Genomic DNA, 17,321 nt, shown 5'->3' on the forward strand with positions numbered 1-17,321 from the left:
TCGTCGTGCCGCCCGGGCGGCCGCTTCTAGGGTTCGTCCGGTGCGACGCGTGACGGCTCCGCTGGTGTGGGCTCTTCCGGCGGCGGTCGCGGCCGTGCTCGGGGGCTGGCGGCTGACCGGGGCGGCGTTGTGGGCGGACGAGCTGGCCACGTGGGGAGCGGTCCGGCTGAGCTGGGGGCGGCTCTGGCGGCTGGCTGACGCGGTTGACGCGGTGCTCACGCCGTACTATGCCGGTTTGAAGGCTTTCGCAGCGATCGCCGGGACCGGCACGGCGGCCCTGCGCCTCCCCTCGCTGCTCGCCATGATCGCCACCACGCTGGCGGTGGTCGCGCTCGGCCGGCGGGCCGGCGGCGACCGCACCGGTCTCGGTGCCGGGCTGCTGTTCGCGATCCTGCCGGTCACCTCGCGATACGCGCAGGAGGCCCGCCCGTACGCGCTCGCCATGCTGTTCGCGGCCCTGGCCCTGCTGGCCCTGATCCGCCTGCTGGAGCGGCCGACACTCGCGCGAACGGCGGTCTACGCGGGCGCCGTCGCGCTGACCGGCCTGTGCCATCCGCTGAGCGGCCTGCTCATGGTCGCCGGGCACGCGCTGCCCGGATGGCGCCTGCCACGCCGCTGGCCGCCCGCCGCGCTGGCCGGGAGCCTTCCGGCGGTGGCGCTCTGCCTGATGGCGGCCGGGCAGTCCGCGCAGCTCTCGTGGATCACCCGGGTCGGCGAACAGACCGTGCGGAACGTGCCGAAGCAGCTGTTCCTCTCCGCCGCGCTCGGCGGCCTGATCCTGGGCCTGGCGATCCTGGGCACGCGCCGCACGGACGAGACGAACACGCCGGGCCGGCTGTCCCCGGCGATCCTGGGCACGCGCCGCACGGGCGAGACGAACACGCCGGGCCGGCCGTCCCCGGCGCTCTGCCTGGCCGGCGCCGGTTTCGCCCCGATCGTGCTGCTGCTGGCCGCCGGTGTGTTCACTCCGGTGTGGGTGGCCCGGTACGTCCTGATCACCGTCCCCGCCCTGGCGGTGCTCGCCGCGTGGGCCGCCGTCCGGGCCGGCCGAGCGCACCTGGCCGCCGTCGTCGCGCTCGCCGCGCTGCTCGGCCACCCGGTCCAGCGGGACATCCGCGAGCCGGCCGGGCACGGGCAGGACTCGGCCCGCATCGCCGCGGTGATCCGCCCGCTCCACCGCCCCGGCGACGTGGCGGTGTTCCCCGACTCGCATCCCAGCATCGGCTGGGCCCCGCGCGATCTCTACCTGCGCTATCTGCCCGCCCCGAGGCCGCCGGACGTGCTCGCCACCACCGGTCAGCGGCTCAGCGGCCGGCTGTCCGCGCGGGAGTGCCCGGAGGCCGCCTGCCTCGGCACGCCCGGCCGGATCTGGGTGATCCGGGTGGACAGCCCGGCCGACCCGCTGGCGGACATGGCGCCCGCCAAACGGGACCGGATCGGCGACGGTTACCGGGTCGCCCGTCGCTGGAGTTATCCGCTGCTCGGCATCACCCTGTTGGTGCGCCGGTAATCTCTCGCCGTCTGCCGGACACATCCCCCGGTGAGGGATGTTCACGACCGGGGAGGCACGAGTGGGCGACGACGCGCCCGACGAGGAGAGATTCGACCGGCTGTGGCGCGACCACGCCGCGGCCGTGCTGGCGTACGCACGCCGCCGCGTCGACGGCGACCAGGCCGACGAGGTGGTCGCCGAGACGTTCGTGGTGGCGTGGCGGCGGCTGCGCGAGATCCCGGAGGCGGCCCGTCCGTGGCTGTTCGGGGTGGCCCGGCGGGTCAGCGCGAACGTGCGCCGGTCGGAGCAGCGGCGGGAGGCCCTGCACGACCGGCTGGCCGCCCAGCCCGTACCGGCCGCCGGGGTCCCGTCCGGCGTGGTGGGCCGCGCCCTGGAGCGGCTGCCCGCCGACGACCGGGAGTTGCTGATGCTGCTGGCCTGGGACGGGCTGACCCGGCCCGAGGCGGCGGCCGCGCTGGGTTGTTCGCGGGGCACGCTGGCCGTGCGCCTGCACCGGGCCCGCCGCCGTTTGGAGGCCGCGATGAGGGAGATGGCCGGCGACGCCGGCTCGAACGTTCTGCCCGCCACCGTTCCGGGAGGCCTGCGATGAGCCGCCACGATCTGCCGTCCGCTCTGCTCGCGGCCGACCCGGCGCCCGGCGCCGAACCCGGTGACGCCGAGCGGCTGGCCGCCATCCGCGCCGCCGTCGACCACCGCCGGCACGCGGTCGCCGTCCGTTCCCGGCCGCGCCGGCACGGCCGCCGTCTGGCCGTGCTGGCCGGGCTGACCACCGCCGCAGTGGTGGTGGCGGTCGCCGGGACCCGGCTGTGGTCGCCCGAGCCGGACCCGCTGGTGTCCGCGGCCGTCGCGGTGGACGGCTCGCTCAGCTGCGGGTCCTCCTTCGAGGGGCACGCTGATCCGATCCGCCCGGACAAGGCGCGGGTGCGGCTGTTCCCGACCGTCATCCCCGCGGGCTGGCGGCTCGTCGACATCTTCGCCCGCGAGTCCACCTGGCCGGTGGCCTGCACCACGCCTTCGCTGGTGGCCGCGGAACTGGACGCGACGGGCGTGATGCGCGGCGGTGTCTGGGTGAGCGGCCCGGTCGACCGGATCTCCTACGAGGAAGAGGGTGCCGAGGTGAATCCGAAGCCGCTGCGCACCGCCGACACCCTCAACGGCCGTCCGGCGGTCCGCTACGACTACCAGCAGGAGGACGGCATCCACTACTCCTGGATCTGGGCCGACGACCGGGGCAAACACTGGCAGGCATCGGTCGCGGGGCACTCCCTGGCGGACGCCCGCAAGATCATGTCCGCGGTCGGCACCGACCGTGACCAGGTCGTCTGGTCCGGGAGCCGGTTCCCGCGGATGCGTGTCCTGCATCAGCGGACCGGCCCGCGGTATCCGGCGGAGGGTTCGACGGAGAACTGGTACATCCGGCTCACCGACGGCACCCGGGAACGGCTCGTCGACGTGATCAGTGGCCGGTCCCAGCCGATCGCGGTGGACCTGCGCCCCGGAGAACGACTCGAGGACCTGGCCGGCCGCCCGCTTCTCCGCTGGTCCTCCGGCTCCGTCACCTACGAGGTGCTGCCGGGAAGCCGGGTCACCACCGAGGTCCACGGTGACGCGGCCGCCGTCCACGCCCTGCTGGCCGGCCTCCGGCAACTCCCGGCCGACGACCCGCGCCTGGACGAGTACGCCATGAAGGAGTGAGTCAGCACGTCTCGACGAGCAGGTCCGCGCACTCGCGGACCTGCTCGTCCGCGTAGAAGGCGGCCTCCTGCGCGGCCCACCGGTCCCAGTGCGGGGCATAGGTCTCGCCGTCCCGGGCGAGCGCGCGCCGCTTGCGCTCCGCGGTGGGGCACTCCAGCCAGACGACCCCGGCGAGGTACGGGCGGAGCACCCGCGCCCCCGCACCGGCCCCTTCGACGATCAGCCATGCGCCCGGCGGCACGCGGTGCTCCTCCCCGTACGCGCCGGCGGTCCAGTCCCAGCGCCGCCACACGGCCGGCTCTCCGGCGGCGAGCGGTTCGAGGATCCACTCGCGCAGCGCGGTGACCCCGGGCAGGAGCCCGTCCCATCCGGCGTAGAGATCGTCCATGTGGACGACCGGCGCTCCGGTCCGGTCCGCGACCGCCGCCGCGAGGGTGGTCTTACCCGATCCGGAACGGCCCTCGATCGCGACGATCCGCCGGCGCCCGATCGCCGGGCTCCGGCCGGCCGCCCAGGCGACGACCCGCTGGGCCACGTCCCTTTCCACCGCCATCATGGGTGATCATCCTATTTGCTCCCGGGCCTCCGCCGACGGGGAGCGATCGGGCTCACAGCGCCGTTCGCTCAAGTTTCCCGATTCCACAGGCTCACCACAGACTTCTCGGCAAAGCTCTGGTCACCGGCGTCGATAACCGACCAGAAATCCCCTTCTCGTCACGATCGCGTAATTGTTTCGCCTTTTGGTGGCACAAAACTGCATCCACCCCGGATCCCCCGTGTCCACACTCGTTTCGCACATCGCGCCTCCCCACCGCGTCATGCGCCGTCGCCCAGGAGCAAACGGCTTGGAGCACAACAGCACTTCCGACGTCAGCATCGTCATCCCGACACACAGTGAGAAACGGTGGGCGTCGCTCGCCCGTACGATCGCCTCCGCTCAGGCGCAGACGCGTGCGGCGACCGAGATCGTGGTCGTGGTCGACCACAACCCGGAGATGGCCGCCCGGGTGAAGCTCACGTTCCCCGGCGTGACCGTGCTGGAGAACGCGTACGCGCGCGGCGCCTCCGGCAACCGCAACACCGGCGCCTTCCACACGCGTACGCCGTTCATCGCGTTCCTCGACGACGACACGGTGGCGAGCCCGGACTGGCTCGCCCACCAGCTGACCCCGTTCGCCGACCCGTCGGTGGTCGGCACCGGCGGCGGCATCATCCCCGCCTGGGCCGGACCGCGCCCGCCCTGGATGCCCGACGAGCTGCTCTGGACGGTCGGCGTCTCCTACACCGGGATGCCCACCACCACGGCGCCGATCCGCAACGTCTGGTCGGCGAACATGATCGTGCGGCGGGACGCGTTCCTGGCGGTCGGTGGTTTCCGCACCGGCTTCGGCAAGCTGGGCGACCAGAACCGGCCCGAGGACACCGAGCTGTGCCTGCGGATGAGCGCGGTGGCCGGCGGCCGCTGGATGTACGTGCCGCACGCCACCATCGACCACGAGGTGCCGGCCGACCGGTCGACGTTCGGGTTCCTGATGCGGCGCTGCTACGCCGAGGGCCGGGGCAAGGTGCAGATGGCCGGTCTGATGCCGGACGACCAGGAGCTCGGCACCGAGAAGGACTACCTGCGGCGTACGCTGCCGCGTGCCGTGGCCCGGAACCTGGCGCACGCGGTGACCGGCCGCGGGACCGTGCACGCGCTGCAGGCGATGGCCGTGGTCGCCGCCGTCCTCGCGGCCGCCTGGGGCGGTGGCGTGGAGACCCTGGCGGGGCTGTTCGAGAGCGCCCCGCCCACCACGGACAACGTCTCCGTCTAGACCCGCTCGAGGCGTACCTGCACCCACTTGGACGTGGGCGTCCCGCTCTCCTCGGCCTGCGAGTCGAGCGGGACCAGCGGGTTCGTCTCCGGGTAGTAGGCGGCCACACAACCTTTCGGGGTGTCGTAGCCGACCAGCCGGAACCGCTCGGCACGCCGCTCGACGCCGTCGGCCCACTCGGAGACCAGGTTCACCACGTCGCCGTCGGCGAACCCCAGTTCGGCCAGGTCGGCGGCGTTGATGAAGACCACCCGGCGGCCCCGGCTGATCCCCCGGTACCGGTCGTCCAGCCCGTAGATCGTGGTGTTGAACTGGTCGTGGCTGCGCAGCGTCTGCAGCACGAGCCGGCCCTCCGGCACGGTCATCACCTCCAGCGGGCTGACCGTGAAGACGGCCTTGCCCTCCGGGGTCGGGAAGGTGCGCGAGTCCCTCGGCGGGTGCGGCATGGTGAACCCGCCGTCGCGGATCTTCGCGGCGTAGCCGTCGCAGCCCGGCACCACCCGGCCGATCCGCTCCCGGATCTCGTCGTAGTCGGCGGCGAACGCGTCCCACGGGATGCCGTACCGGCCGCCGAGGGCGGCGGCCGCGATGCCGCAGACGATGTCCACCTCGGAACGCAGCAGCGGCCCCACCGGCGCGGACCGGCCGCGGGAGGCGTGCACCGCCGACATCGAGTCCTCCACGGTGACCCGCTGCGGTCGGCCGCCGGTCAGATCCTGTTCGGTACGCCCGAGCGTCGGCAGGATCAGCGCGGTACGCCCGGCCTCGACGTGGCTGCGGTTCAGTTTCGTGGAGATCTGCACGGTCAGCGCCGCCGCACGCATCGCCGCGGCGGTCACGTCGGTGTCCGGCATGGCGCCCACGAAGTTGCCGCCCAGCGCGAGGAACACCTTCGCCCGGCCGTCGCGGAAGGCGCGGACCGTGTCGACGGCGTCGTGGCCGTGCTCGCGGGGCGGCTCGAACCCGAACTCGTCGCGCAACCGGTCCAGGAAGGCGGCGGGCGGCCTCTCCCAGATGCCCATGCTGCGGTCACCCTGCACGTTGGAGTGCCCGCGCACCGGGCAGAGCCCCGCCCCCGGCTTGCCGATCATGCCCTGGAGCAGGGCGACGTTGACGAACTCCTTGATCGTGGCGACCGCGTTGCGGTGCTGGGTGATGCCCATCGCCCAGCAGTGCACGATCCGTTTCGCCGAGGCGAGCATGTCGGCGGCGGCCTCGATCTCGTCCCAGCCGAGGCCGGTGGCCGCGAGCACGGTGTCCCGGTCGATGCCGGCGACGTGTTTCGCCCAGGCCTCGAACCCGACAGTGGACGACCCGATGAACTCGCGGTCGGCGACACCCTTGCGCAGCAGCAGGTGGCCGATCGCCTGCCAGAGCGCCAGGTCGCCGTTGGAACGGATCCGCAGCAGCCGGTCGGCCAGCGGGGTGCCGGCGCCGACCAGGCCGCGAACCTTCTGCGGGTTGTCGAAGCGGATCAGCCCGGCCTCCGGCAGCGGGTTGACCGCCAGGATCTTCGCGCCGTCCCGCTTGGCGACCTCCAGGGCGGTCAGCATGCGCGGATGGTTGGTGCCCGGGTTCTGCCCGGAGACCACGATCAGGTCGGCGGAGTGCAGGTCGTCCAGGGTGACCGAGCCCTTGCCGACGCCGATGGTGCGCATCAGCGCGGTGCCGGTCGACTCGTGGCACAGGTTCGAACAGTCCGGCAGATTGTTGGTGCCGAGCGCCCGGGCCAGCAGCTGATAGACGAACGCGGCCTCGTTGCCGGCCCGCCCCGAGGTGTAGAACGCCGCCTCGTCCGGGCTGTCCAGGTCACGCAGGAACGAGCCGATCAGGGCGAACGCGTCGTCCCAGGAGATCGGCTCGTAGTGCGTGCCGCCGTCACGCCGGACCATCGGATGGGTGAGCCGGCCCTGCTTCTCCAGCCAGTGATCGGTCCGCCCGGCCAGGTCGGCGATCGGATGCGCCGCGAAGAACTCCGGGCCGACGGTGTCCCGCTGGCCCTCCCAGGAGACCGCCTTCGCCCCGTTCTCGCAGAACTCGACCGTGTGCCGCCGGCCTTGCGGGTCCGGCCAGGCGCAGCTCATGCAGTCGACGCCGTCGTGCTGGTTCAGGGCGCGCAGGTTGCGCACCGACTTGCGCACACCCATCTTGCGTACGGCGTTCGCCATGCTCAGGCGCACCGCCTCGAGCCCTGCCACGTGGTCGGCCGGTGGTCCCACCCGCAGGTGGGCTTCCTCCTCGTCGAAGGCTGTCATCGGACCCTTCCCCTCACCGTGCGTTCGGGTGCAGTCTCCCCCGACCACCGTGCGCCCCACCGTGCGGGATCGGCAACCTGAGAATGCTCAGTCGAGGCTGTGCAGCCGCAGCCCGTCCAGCACGTCGGCGGACGGCCACGTCTCCACCCGGTAGCGGACCGGGGCGAACAACGGCTCCGGGCACAGCCCGGCGTGCTCCTCGGCGATCCGCCACGGCACCCGGAAGTCGATGCCGGCGCCGGGCCGGGCGAACGCCACCGTGTCGGCCCGGGGCAGCAGAGTGCTCACGCCCTCGGTCCAGGTGGCGACGGTCTCGACCGGGCCGCCGTCGGGCGGCTCGACCGCGAGCAGGCTGCCCACGTGCACGTCGACGCCGGCTTTCGTGTACTGCTCGGCGAGCCAGTCGGTCTGGTTCGAGTACTCGGTCAGCGCCAGCACGGCGTCGGCGCGGCGGGCCGGCAGGTGGTGCGGGTGGCCGGGCGGCGGCGTGTACGGCACCGAACGCCCGTCCGGCCCGGCGACGTAGCCGACCGGGGACAGGTAGCGGACCGCCTCGCCGAAGGCGTGCTCGACGGCGGCGTAGAGCTGCTCCGCGCCGGTGTCCGGCAGCGGGGTGACCAGCAGGGTGTTGCTGTCCGGCACGAACGCCAGGGCCGGGCCGCCCATCCGCTCCCCCACCTCGGACAGCCAGCCGGGCGTCAGCAGCATCGAGGTGAAGTAGCCGTCGCCGTCGTCGAGCATGCTGATCGCCATGCCGTCACGCCACGGCCGGTCCAGTACGCCGCCGGCCATCGCCGCCAGGTTCTCCCGGGCGGCCGCGAACACCTCCTCGACCGGCACGCCCCAGGTCTCCAGCCGGTCGGGTGGCACGTAGGCCATCGCCTCGGGCGCGTCGATCACGACCAGCTCCCGCAGGTACGGCATCGCGGGGCGGGACAACGGCGGGCGCATCCCGGTCGGCCCGGCCACCCCGAACGTCACCGGGCGCAACACCGGGCGCAGCTTTCCGCGTACCGAATCCCAATCGTCCTCGGGCATCGGCGCCATCAGCCGGATGAGGCGCTCGAGCCGCTCCCGGCGTTCGGCCGGGGAGGCGTCCGCGGTCTCCCGGAAGACGTTGGACAGGTAGAGATGGGCCGGGCCGGCGATCCCGGTCCGGTGGATCGCGATGGCGAAGTCGTCCGGCTGGTAGACCGCACGCTCCACGCCGGGGGTCCGCCGGGCCACCCGGAGAGCGAGCTGGGCGAAACGGCGGCGCGGCGAACCGGCGAACCTGTCCAGCAGTCCCATTGGTGGACCGTACTCGAATTACGGCCGGGCCGGGGACGGCGACAGCGCAGCGGCCGCACCGCCGGCGAGATCGCGACCGCTATCAGACGACTGCCGGGTTACCCAAGATGCGAAAGTCAACTAAGTTTACCTCCGCTGCCCCTTTCCCCGATCGAAGGGAAGAACCACCGATGACGAAGCCCTTGACCGCGGCGAACACCGTCGGCGAATGGCTGGACCACCCGGAGGGCGGACCGGCCCTCGGCGAACTGCTCGCGGCAGGCGGCGCCGACGCCTCGTCGCTCGCGCCGGTCCGCGGGCTCCCGCTCCAGCAACTGGTCGCCCTCAGCCAGGGCAAGATGCCGCAGTCGCTCATCGACGACCTGGTGCTCAAGGTCAACGGCGGCGTCGCCCCCGTCGAGTCCGGCGAGAGCACCGGCTGGCGGGAACGGATCACCCCGGGCCGCTTCGACGGCAAGACGGTGATCGTGACCGGCGCCGCCTCCGGCATCGGACGGGCCACCGCGTCCCGCATCGTCCGCGAGGGCGGCCGCGTCATCGGCGTCGACATCACCGCCGATCGGCTCAAGGAGGCCGAGGCCGAACTGGGCGAGTCGTTCGTCGCCGTCGCCGGGGACATCACCCGGTCGGGCGACATCGACCGGATCGTGGCCGCCGCCGGCGACCGGATCGACGGGCTGGCCAACATCGCGGGCGTGGTCGACGACTTCAGCGCCGCCCACGAGACGTCCGACACGATCTGGGAGAAGGTCTTCGCGGTCAACGTCGACGGCGTCTTCCGCCTCACCCGGGCCGTCCTGCCGGTCATGCGGGCGGCCGGGCGCGGCTCGATCGTCAACGTGGCGTCCGAGGCCGCACTGCGCGGCAACGCGGCGGGCGTCGCCTACACCGCGTCCAAGCACGCGGTCCTCGGCATCACCAAGAACACCGCTTTCATGTACGGGCACGAGGGCATCCGGACCAACGCGGTGGCGCCGGGCGGGGTGGCCACCGGTATGGCGCCCGTTGACGTCTCCGAGTTCGGGCGCGGGCGGACCGGCCCGTTCCTGCAGCTCATCCCGGGCGTGGCGCAGGCCGAGCACCTGGCCGCGCCGATCACCTTCCTGCTCAGCGACGACGGGGTGAACCTCAACGGGGTGATCCTGCCGTCCGACGGCGGCTGGTCCGTGCAGTGACCCGTCACCCGCGCGGCGTCAGGGCCTGCTGCAACAGCGCGCCGTAACGCTCCACCAGGACCGGACGGTCGGCGGTCACCAGATGCTCGTCCTCCACCACCCAGAGGGCGTAGAGGAGACCACCGACCACCGCCGCGGCCAGACGGGCCCGGACGTCGGCGTCCGGGCCGGTCAGACGGGCCCGGACCGGCTCGACGAAGGTGCGCTCGTGAATGGCCTGAAGACGGGCCCTGATCCGCGGCTCGTTGCTGCCGCGCACCAGCGCCAGGTAGACGCCGCGGATGTCCTGGTCGGCCAGCACCACCTCGATGAAACGCTCACCGAACCGCTCCAGCGGCACGTCGAGCAGCGGCTCGTCGTCGATCGTCAGATGCATGGTGTCCAGGAACAGCAGTTCCTTCGTTCCGAAGTGGCGGATCACCAGGGCCGGATCGGTGGCGGCCTGCGCGGCGATGTCACGCACCGACGTACGCGCGAAACCGCGCTCCCGGAACAGACGCGCCGCCGCATTGCGGATCCCCTCGCGGGTCGCCTCCCCGGTACGCCTGACCATGCCCTGATCGTATGCCGCCACCAGCATCGGCAGTCCCGGCAGGCTCGTGCCGCCACGGCCGCGTAGCCCTCGCGGGCCGAACCGGTGGCCCGGACCGGCCGGGTTCGCCCGTTGCGGACAACACCTCTCCGGCACCGTGCTCAGCTATCCGGGACATGGCGTTACGCGTAGAAAGGTACGACATGAGCAAGGCAAAACGGGGGCTGGCCGTCGCTGGAATCGGACTGTTGGCCGGTGCGATATTCGGATCGGGCATCGCGCACGCGGGGCCCGGCAACCCTCCCCCGGGGTCCGGATCGGATAATGTCATCGGCCATTTCGGCTCGATGTCCGCATGCCAGACCATCAACCAGATGGGGCATCATATCGGACTGTGGCAAAGCCAGGGCTGCACCGATGAACACATCGGCAACAAACGGATGTTCATCCTGATCGTCGAATACCAGCAATGGGGACCGGATCAGCCAACCGGAACGAGCGCCCCCGGCCAGCAGCCGGGAACCGGCGCCCCTGGTGGAGCGGGCACTCCGGCGCCTACCACCTCGCCGTCCCCGGGTGACACCGGCGGAACCGGAACAACCGGCGGCAACACCGGCGGAGCGTCACCCACACCCACCACCTCCCCGTCCCCCGGTGACACCGGCGGAACCGGAACAACCGGCGGCAACACCGGCGGAGCGTCACCCACACCCACCACCTCGCCGTCCCCCGGTAACACCGGCGGAACCGACACCACGGGCGGAACGGGAACGACAGGCGGCGGCACCGGAACAACCGGCGGAGCGTCACCCACACCCACCACCTCCCCGCCCCCCGGTAACACCGGCGGAACCGACACCACGGGCGGAACGGGAACGACAGGTGGCGGCACCGACACGACCGGCGGCACCGGAACAACCGGCGGCGGCACCGACACGACCGGCGGCACCGGAACAACCGGCGGCGGCACCGGCACCGGAACAACCGGCGGCGCGGCCGGATCACCATGATCGGGGCAGGCGGCGGAAGTGCTCGCTGAGCCCGGAACGGGCGGCGGCCGGCTGCACTCCGGCCGCCGTCTCGCCGTACCGGTTCAGCCGCCGGCCATCGCGCCGACCACCAGGAACGGCTCCTCGCCCTTGACGACCCGGTCCGGCAGCGGATCGTCCGGCGACTCGTTGGACAGGTCCTCCTCACAGGCGAAGAACCGCACCAGCGCCCGCCGCTTGCCGGTCACCCGGTCGCGCATGGTGCCGCGCAGCATCGGATAGCGCTCCTCGACCGCGTCGAGCACGTGCCGCTGGGTGACCTCACCGGGCACCTCGACCCGCACCTCCCCGGTCACCTGCGCGAGATTGCGCAGGTGAGGCGGGAGGACGACTCGGATCACGGCAGCACCTGCACTTCCACGGACAGCACCGGCGGCAGGTCCCGGACCACGGCCCGCCACGTGTCGCCGCTGTCGGCGGACGCGTACACCTGGCCGCCGCTGGTGCCGAAGTAGATGCCGCAGGAGTCGAGCGTGTCGACCGCCATGGCGTCGCGGAGCACGTTGACGTAGCAGTGCTCCTGCGGCAGGCCGGCGGTGAGCGCCTCCCAGTGCTCGCCCCCGGTGCGGCTGCGGTAGACACGCAGCTTGCCGTCCATCACGAAGTGCTGCTGATCGCTGGTGACCGGCACCACGTAGATGGTCTCCGGCTCGTGCGCGTGCACCGCGATCGGGAAGCCGAAGTCGGTCGGCAGGTCGCCGCTGACCTCACGCCAGTTGGCGCCGGCGTCGTCGGAACGCATCACGTCCCAGTGTTTCTGCATGAACAGCGTGTCCGGGCGGGACGGATGCATGGCGAGCCGGTGCACGCAGTGGCCCACCTCGGCGTCCGGGTCGGGCAGCTCCATCTGGCTCTGGAGACCGCGGTTGACCGGCTGCCAGGTGATGCCGCCGTCGTCGGTGCGGAACACCCCGGCCGCGGAGATCGCCACGAAGATGCGGTCCGGGTTCACCGGGTCGAGCAGGATGGTGTGCAGGCACATGCCGCCCGCGCCGGGCTGCCACTTGGGCGCCGACGGGTGGGTGCGCAGCCCGGTCAGCTCCACCCACTTCTGGCCGCCGTCGGTGCTCTTGTAGAGGGCCGCGTCCTCGACCCCGGCATACACCGTGTCGGGGTCGGTGCGGGACGGCTCCAGATGCCAGACGCGTTTGAACTCCCACGGGCGCGGCGTCCCGTCGTACCAGAGATGGTCGCCGACGTCGCCGTTGTAGGTGAAATCGTTGTCGACCGTCTCCCAGTTGGCGCCGCCGTCGTCGGAGCGCTGGATGATCTGACCGAACCAGCCACCGGACTGCGACACGTAGAGCCGGTCGGTGTCCACCGGCGAACCGTTGGCATGGTAGATCTCCCATCCGGCGAAATGCGGACCGTCCACCTTCCAGTCTTCGCGCTTTCCGTCCGAGGTCAGGATGAACAGACCCTTGCGGGTGCCGACGAGCAATCGAACACCACTCACGTTCCACTCCCCTCCTGTTGGCCCATAGACGCATGGTGACTCCTCCGCCCCTTAAACGGAGCGGCTTCGCTGACGTCCGTTCAGGATGTCAGAAGGGCCAGCCCGGCCCTGAGTATGTTCGTAGCACCGACGACGTCGGCGTGGTCGGCGTAGCCGCACGACACGCACCGGAAGTCGGCTTGGGTGGGGCGGTTCTCCTTCGCCACGTGCCCGCATTCCGGTTGTGGGCAGGTGCGGGAGGTGTTGGCGGGGTCGACCTCGACGATCACGCGTCCGGCGCTTTCAGCCTTGGCTCGCAGTACGGTGAGGAACACCCCCCAGCCCGCGTCGAGGATCGACCGGTTCAGGCCGGTCTTCTGGGCGACGTTGGTGCCCGGCTGCTCCGCGGTGCCGGAGGCGGAGCGGGTCATGTTGGTGATGCGCAGGGCTTCGCAGGCGATGACGTCGTAGGTGGCGACCAGCCGGCGGGCGGTCTTGTGGGCGTGGTCGAGGCGGCGGCGGCGGACCTTGGCGTGCAGGGCGGCCACGCGGGCCACGGCTTGCCGGTGGCGGCGGCTGCGGTCGGCGGCCTTCTTACGGCCGAAGGAGGCGGCGTGACGCTGGGCCGCTGCGAGCCGTTCGGCGGTGCGGCGGCCGTGCCGGGGGTTGATGATCTGCTCGCCGTCTGCGGTGGTGAGGAACGAGGCGATGCCCATGTCGATGCCAGTGGCCCGGCCGGTTTCGGGCAGGTCGAGGGCGGGCACGTCGTCGCAGGACAGCACCAGGTACCAGCGGCGGCCTTCGCGTTTGACGCTGATCGTCTTGACGATACCTTCGACCGTGCGGTGGGCGTGGACCCGGATGTGGCCGATGCCTTGCAGGTAGACGCGGGTTTGCCCGCTGTCGGGGGTGGAGTTCCAGCGGCAGCCGTCGCGGTCCTTGGGCCAGTCGACGGTGTCGAACCAGCCGGCCCCCTTGAACCGGGGGAAGCCCGGGGTCTGTCCGGCCTTGAGTCGGCGGAAGAACGCCTGGAACGCCTTGTCGAGACGCCGAAGGGTGGCCTGCTGGGAGGAGAACGACCAGCGCCCCTGACCGTCCGGGTCGTCGCGGCGGATGTCTTTGAGCTGGGCGGACTGGTCACCGTAGCGGATCGACACCTTCCGTTTGCGGTAGGCGTCGCGGCGTTCCTGCAACGCGGCGTTGTACAGCTGCCGGTGATCATCCAGACAGGCGGTCAGGGCGGCCTGCTGACCCACGGTCGGCCGCAGCAGGAACTTGTAGGCGCGCCTCACCGGGCACGCCGCTTACGCCACGGACGTCCGTACTGGGTGTCGATGTACCGCTGCACGGTCGCAGCAAGGTACGACCGGGACCACAGGGTCGGCAGCTTCGAGCGCAGTTCGGCGAACTCGGCCCGCAGTACCCGTGAGGTGAAGCCCTTGACCTGGTTCGCGACGTGCGCCGGAGAGTCCGCCGGGTGGGCCGTGACGAACAGGCGCACGTGGCCGGGCATCACCTCCAGCACGATCACCCGCCACCCGTCGGCGGCGCACTTGACGCGGATCAGCTCATCACAGCAGGCCGTGACAGGCGGGGTCAGCACGGGACGGCGGTACTTCGGACACCACACCACGTGGTATCCGAGGCCGTCCGCCGCCCCGGCGCAAACCTGCACTTCGCGAGCCATGAATCGAGCATTATGAGTTGTTGCGTCTATCAGTCGCACTGGTGGTGCGATCATGGCTGCGCTGCCACGCAGCCTTTCCCTGTCCCGCTACGCGAGCTATCCGATTCACCTGCCGCCTGAAGGCGACAGTCCCCTCGGGAAGCTTTTGATGGTGCGCGTCACATCACCCTGGGGAGTCTAGGACGAATGTTCGACCGATCGGGGTCATCCCGGAAGCGTGCGGGCGATTCCGGCCAGCCGGTCCCGTCGGCCACCGTCTCCGCTCACTCCCACGGCACCCAGGCGGCGTTGACCAGCGGAACCTGACGGGCCTCCAGCTCGCGCAGCAGAATGCCCTCACGCAGACCCCACGGGCAGATCCGCAGCGAGTCGACACCCAGCCGGCGCATCACCTCGTGCGCCACGATCGCCCCGGCCAGGATCTGCCGGGCCCGGTGCGGCGACACTCCGGGCAGCCGGGCCCGCTTGGGGCTGGGCATCGCGGCCAGCCGCTTGATCCACGGTTGCAGCGCCCGGGCCCGCAACTCCCGCGGCACGAACGGGCCGAGCCGCATCGGCGGCGCCCCGGCCAGCCGGGCCAGCTGCTGGAAGGTCTTCGACGCGGCCACCGAGGTGCGCGGCGACTCCCACGACGTACGCGCCGCGACCTCCGAGAACCGATCACGCACGTGCCGCCGCAGCCGCTTCACCGCCCGCGGCGACGGCGGGTCACCGTCGCGGAGGAACTCGCGAGTCAGCCGGCCGGCGCCGAGCGGCAGCGACATGGCCGACTCGGGCAGCCGGTCCCGCCCGAAAGCCACCTCCAGGCAGCCGCCGCCGATGTCCACCATCAGCATCGGCCCGGCCTGCCAGCCCAGCCAGCGCCGGGCCGCCAGGAAGGTGAGCCGGGCGTCCTCGATACCGGAGAGCGTGCCGAGGCGTACCCCGGTGGCCTTCTCGACCGCGGTCAGCACCTCGTCCCGGTTGGGCGCGTCCCGCACCACCGCCGTGGCGTAGGCGAACATCCGGTTCACCCCGGCCCGCCGCGCCTCCGCGGCCGCCTGACCCACCACGATGATCATCCGCTGCAGCGCCTCGTCACCGATCGTGCCGTCGGCGGGCAGCCGGTGCGACAGCCGCGGCCGACGCTCCCACGTGTGCACCGGCAGCGGCAGCCCCGACTCCGCGTCGGCCACCACCAGGTTGACCGTGTTCGAGCCGACGTCCAGCACACCCAGCCGCATGGACCGCCGCATACCCAGGAACTCCACGGTCATGGGTGCGACCACCTTCGGAGGTAACGCCAGTGAGGCAACGACACGCTCCCATCGTCCCACCCACCCGCCGAGCGTGATCGATCCTCGCCCTTGCCGGCACGTCTGCGAGCGGACCGGCCCACATCCATTCCCAGCACCGGTACGCGCTACGCAGCACCCACATCGAGCAGACCCTCGATCCGTCCCCGCGTGCGTGGGGAGCGTTCGAACGAGGGGTCGAGCACCAGCATCTTGTTCGGTTCACCCCCGCGTGCGCGGGGAGCGTGCCGGGCCGACCAGGCCGGCGGACGAGTTGTACGGTTCATCCCCGCGTGCGCGGGGAGCGTAACAGCGGCCGTAACCAAGGTCGACGATCACGGGGTTCATGCCCGCCTGCGCGGGGAGCGTGCGAACTGCCCACCCGAGATCCACGATCTCGTGGGTGAAATCGCCCGCCCGCCCCGCCCGCCTGCCCGCCGGGCGGGCGGGCAGGCGGGGCGGGCGCACAGCGCACCGACGGTGTGCCCCCGAGCACCGATGTAACACTCGTAAGCGACCACGCAGGGCCCTGCGCGCGCGCCGAATCGCTCGGCCCCATCTGCCCGCCGGGCGGGCGCCCACAGCGCCCGATGGGCGGAGGGCCGGCGCCCTGGCGTCCTGGCACCCGGTGGGCGGAGGGCCGGCGCCCTGGCGCCCTGGCGCCCTGGCATCCGGTGGGCGGAGGGCCGGCGTGCGGGGCGATGTGTGCTCGGAGAACGCGACACCCGTAGTGGGTGTGACGACACCCGTTGCGGGTGTCACGTCTGCGGAACACCGATGGCCCGTGATCCGTGGCCCGTCTCCCCGGCCTCAGCCATCACGGCGACGTTCAGCCGCGGCATCCGCACCATGTGCCCGATCGAGCAGGCAGCCAGTTCGACTTGAGGCTGGTGGCGGCAATGGTTGCCCAGGTCATCAGGAGCTGCGGCTACGCGCTTCCGGATTCGGTCTTGCGGACCAGCATGTACCCGTATGCAAGTTCCCGTTCTTCGGGTGGTGTGCTGCCCTGGAAGACCAAGACGAATCCGGCGGCGGCGAAGCGTTCCTCCATTTCACGGGCGGAGAGCCAGTGCCGGTCGAAGTCGACGCCGAAGCTCTCGACGAGGCTGCCGGGGGCGTTACGGTGCAAGGTGCCATCGCCGTGCTTGAAGGCGGTCACCAGATATCCGCCCGGCTTCACTACCCGAGCGAGTTCGGCGAAGGCCGCAGCTCTGGCGTCTGGCGCCAGGTAGATCAGCGAGAACCAACACACCACCCCCGCCAGCGACGCGTCCTCGAACGGCAGGTCGCGCAGGTCGGCGACCTCGTATGTGAAGTCGGGGTTCTCCCGTTGTGCCACCTCGATCATCTTGGGCGAGAGATCCACGCCGCGAGGCGACAGGCCCCGGCTCGCCAGGTAGGGAAGTAGGCGTCCGGTGCCGCAGCCCACGTCCGCGATCTGCGCGCCCACAGCCGAGGTCATCTCGGCGAACAGGTCGAGCATCGCCCGCTCGATCGGCATGCTCTCGAGAACCCCGACCAGGTTCTTGGCGTACCACTCCGAGAGCACGTCATGCGCATCTCGCAGTTCTTCGGTCCTGGCGTCCATTGCCCGTTGACCTT

Annotated in this window: 16 protein-coding genes; 6 read left to right on the forward strand and 10 right to left on the reverse strand. The window is 71.7% G+C overall.

What is annotated here, in order from left to right; genetic code table 11:
- Positions 1–40 precede the first annotated feature (40 nt).
- From AB0I88_RS16940 to AB0I88_RS16950, 3 genes are all read left to right on the forward strand, one after another.
- Positions 41–1,510, forward strand: a complete 1,470-nt coding sequence (locus tag AB0I88_RS16940) for a glycosyltransferase family 39 protein (RefSeq protein ID WP_361024467.1) — start codon at positions 41–43, stop codon at positions 1,508–1,510.
- A 61-nt stretch (positions 1,511–1,571) separates the two neighbouring features.
- Positions 1,572–2,102, forward strand: a complete 531-nt coding sequence (locus AB0I88_RS16945; RefSeq protein ID WP_361024470.1) for a sigma-70 family RNA polymerase sigma factor — start codon at positions 1,572–1,574, stop codon at positions 2,100–2,102.
- Entirely contained in the window at positions 2,099–3,208 is a 1,110-nt protein-coding gene (locus tag AB0I88_RS16950; RefSeq protein ID WP_361024473.1) for a hypothetical protein, read from the forward strand. Before AB0I88_RS16945 ends, AB0I88_RS16950 begins: the two co-directional genes overlap by 4 nt.
- A 1-nt stretch (position 3,209) precedes the next feature.
- Here the strand turns inward: AB0I88_RS16950 and AB0I88_RS16955 are convergent, their stop codons facing one another.
- Complete coding sequence (locus tag AB0I88_RS16955; RefSeq protein WP_361024476.1) at positions 3,210–3,764, reverse strand: dephospho-CoA kinase; 555 nt, start codon at positions 3,762–3,764, stop codon at positions 3,210–3,212.
- Between the two features lie 289 nt (positions 3,765–4,053).
- On the opposite strand from AB0I88_RS16955, the gene AB0I88_RS16960 reads away from it, so the two are divergent.
- Positions 4,054–5,022 (forward strand): glycosyltransferase, encoded by a 969-nt coding sequence (locus AB0I88_RS16960; RefSeq protein ID WP_361024479.1) that lies wholly within the window; start codon positions 4,054–4,056, stop codon positions 5,020–5,022.
- Here the strand turns inward: AB0I88_RS16960 and AB0I88_RS16965 are convergent.
- Positions 5,019–7,277, reverse strand: a complete 2,259-nt coding sequence (locus AB0I88_RS16965) for an FdhF/YdeP family oxidoreductase (protein WP_361024482.1) — start codon at positions 7,275–7,277, stop codon at positions 5,019–5,021. The two genes, AB0I88_RS16960 and AB0I88_RS16965, sit on opposite strands and share 4 nt — an antisense overlap.
- 87 nt (positions 7,278–7,364) lie before the next feature.
- The gene (locus AB0I88_RS16970; RefSeq protein ID WP_361024485.1) at positions 7,365–8,567 is read right to left on the reverse strand and encodes a hypothetical protein; all 1,203 of its coding nucleotides are present in this window, start codon (positions 8,565–8,567) and stop codon (positions 7,365–7,367) included.
- A 170-nt stretch (positions 8,568–8,737) separates the two neighbouring features.
- Here AB0I88_RS16970 and AB0I88_RS16975 point away from each other — a divergent pair, with 170 nt between their 5' ends.
- On the forward strand, positions 8,738–9,742 hold the full coding sequence (locus AB0I88_RS16975) for an SDR family NAD(P)-dependent oxidoreductase (RefSeq protein WP_361024488.1): 1,005 nt from the start codon (positions 8,738–8,740) through the stop codon (positions 9,740–9,742).
- A 4-nt stretch (positions 9,743–9,746) separates the two neighbouring features.
- On the opposite strand, the gene AB0I88_RS16980 is transcribed toward AB0I88_RS16975, so the two are convergent.
- Positions 9,747–10,295, reverse strand: coding sequence for a TetR family transcriptional regulator (locus AB0I88_RS16980; RefSeq protein WP_361024491.1), 549 nt, complete (start codon positions 10,293–10,295; stop codon positions 9,747–9,749).
- Positions 10,296–10,477: 182 nt separating this feature from the next.
- On the opposite strand from AB0I88_RS16980, the gene AB0I88_RS16985 reads away from it, so the two are divergent.
- Entirely contained in the window at positions 10,478–11,284 is an 807-nt protein-coding gene (locus AB0I88_RS16985; protein WP_361024494.1) for a hypothetical protein, read from the forward strand.
- An 83-nt stretch (positions 11,285–11,367) separates the two neighbouring features.
- On the opposite strand, the gene AB0I88_RS16990 is transcribed toward AB0I88_RS16985, so the two are convergent.
- The 6 genes from AB0I88_RS16990 to AB0I88_RS17015 form a co-directional block, all read right to left on the reverse strand.
- On the reverse strand, positions 11,368–11,664 hold the full coding sequence (locus tag AB0I88_RS16990) for a MoaD/ThiS family protein (RefSeq protein WP_361024497.1): 297 nt from the start codon (positions 11,662–11,664) through the stop codon (positions 11,368–11,370).
- Positions 11,661–12,779: an exo-alpha-sialidase gene (locus AB0I88_RS16995; RefSeq protein ID WP_361024500.1), complete on the reverse strand. Its 1,119-nt coding sequence runs from the start codon at positions 12,777–12,779 to the stop codon at positions 11,661–11,663. Before AB0I88_RS16995 ends, AB0I88_RS16990 begins: the two co-directional genes overlap by 4 nt.
- A gap of 80 nt (positions 12,780–12,859) precedes the next feature.
- Positions 12,860–14,050: a transposase gene (locus AB0I88_RS17000; RefSeq protein WP_361024502.1), complete on the reverse strand. Its 1,191-nt coding sequence runs from the start codon at positions 14,048–14,050 to the stop codon at positions 12,860–12,862.
- The gene (tnpA, locus tag AB0I88_RS17005; protein WP_361024505.1) at positions 14,047–14,445 is read right to left on the reverse strand and encodes an IS200/IS605 family transposase; all 399 of its coding nucleotides are present in this window, start codon (positions 14,443–14,445) and stop codon (positions 14,047–14,049) included. The genes AB0I88_RS17000 and tnpA overlap by 4 nt, the downstream gene beginning before the upstream one ends.
- Before the next feature lie 263 nt (positions 14,446–14,708).
- Positions 14,709–15,701: a Ppx/GppA phosphatase family protein gene (locus tag AB0I88_RS17010; protein WP_361024508.1), complete on the reverse strand. Its 993-nt coding sequence runs from the start codon at positions 15,699–15,701 to the stop codon at positions 14,709–14,711.
- A 946-nt stretch (positions 15,702–16,647) separates the two neighbouring features.
- The gene (locus AB0I88_RS17015; RefSeq protein ID WP_361024511.1) at positions 16,648–17,307 is read right to left on the reverse strand and encodes a class I SAM-dependent methyltransferase; all 660 of its coding nucleotides are present in this window, start codon (positions 17,305–17,307) and stop codon (positions 16,648–16,650) included.
- Positions 17,308–17,321: the final 14 nt, after the last annotated feature.

The sequence above is a fragment of the Actinoplanes sp. NPDC049802 genome (assembly GCF_040656595.1).
Taxonomy (GTDB): domain Bacteria; phylum Actinomycetota; class Actinomycetes; order Mycobacteriales; family Micromonosporaceae; genus Actinoplanes.

Excerpts from the sequence above, each read along its gene's own strand:
- AB0I88_RS16980 (WP_361024491.1), bottom strand. The coding sequence starts at position 10,295 with ATGGTCAGGCGTACCGGGGAGGCGACCCGCGAGGGGATCCGCAATGCG.
- AB0I88_RS16955 (WP_361024476.1), bottom strand. The coding sequence starts at position 3,764 with ATGATGGCGGTGGAAAGGGACGTGGCCCAGCGGGTCGTCGCCTGGGCG.
- AB0I88_RS16950 (WP_361024473.1), top strand. The coding sequence starts at position 2,099 with ATGAGCCGCCACGATCTGCCGTCCGCTCTGCTCGCGGCCGACCCGGCG.
- AB0I88_RS16970 (WP_361024485.1), bottom strand. The coding sequence starts at position 8,567 with ATGGGACTGCTGGACAGGTTCGCCGGTTCGCCGCGCCGCCGTTTCGCC.
- AB0I88_RS16985 (WP_361024494.1), top strand. The coding sequence starts at position 10,478 with ATGAGCAAGGCAAAACGGGGGCTGGCCGTCGCTGGAATCGGACTGTTG.
- tnpA (WP_361024505.1), bottom strand. The coding sequence starts at position 14,445 with ATGGCTCGCGAAGTGCAGGTTTGCGCCGGGGCGGCGGACGGCCTCGGA.
- AB0I88_RS16965 (WP_361024482.1), bottom strand. The coding sequence starts at position 7,277 with ATGACAGCCTTCGACGAGGAGGAAGCCCACCTGCGGGTGGGACCACCG.
- AB0I88_RS17010 (WP_361024508.1), bottom strand. The coding sequence starts at position 15,701 with ATGACCGTGGAGTTCCTGGGTATGCGGCGGTCCATGCGGCTGGGTGTG.
- AB0I88_RS17015 (WP_361024511.1), bottom strand. The coding sequence starts at position 17,307 with ATGGACGCCAGGACCGAAGAACTGCGAGATGCGCATGACGTGCTCTCG.
- AB0I88_RS16975 (WP_361024488.1), top strand. The coding sequence starts at position 8,738 with ATGACGAAGCCCTTGACCGCGGCGAACACCGTCGGCGAATGGCTGGAC.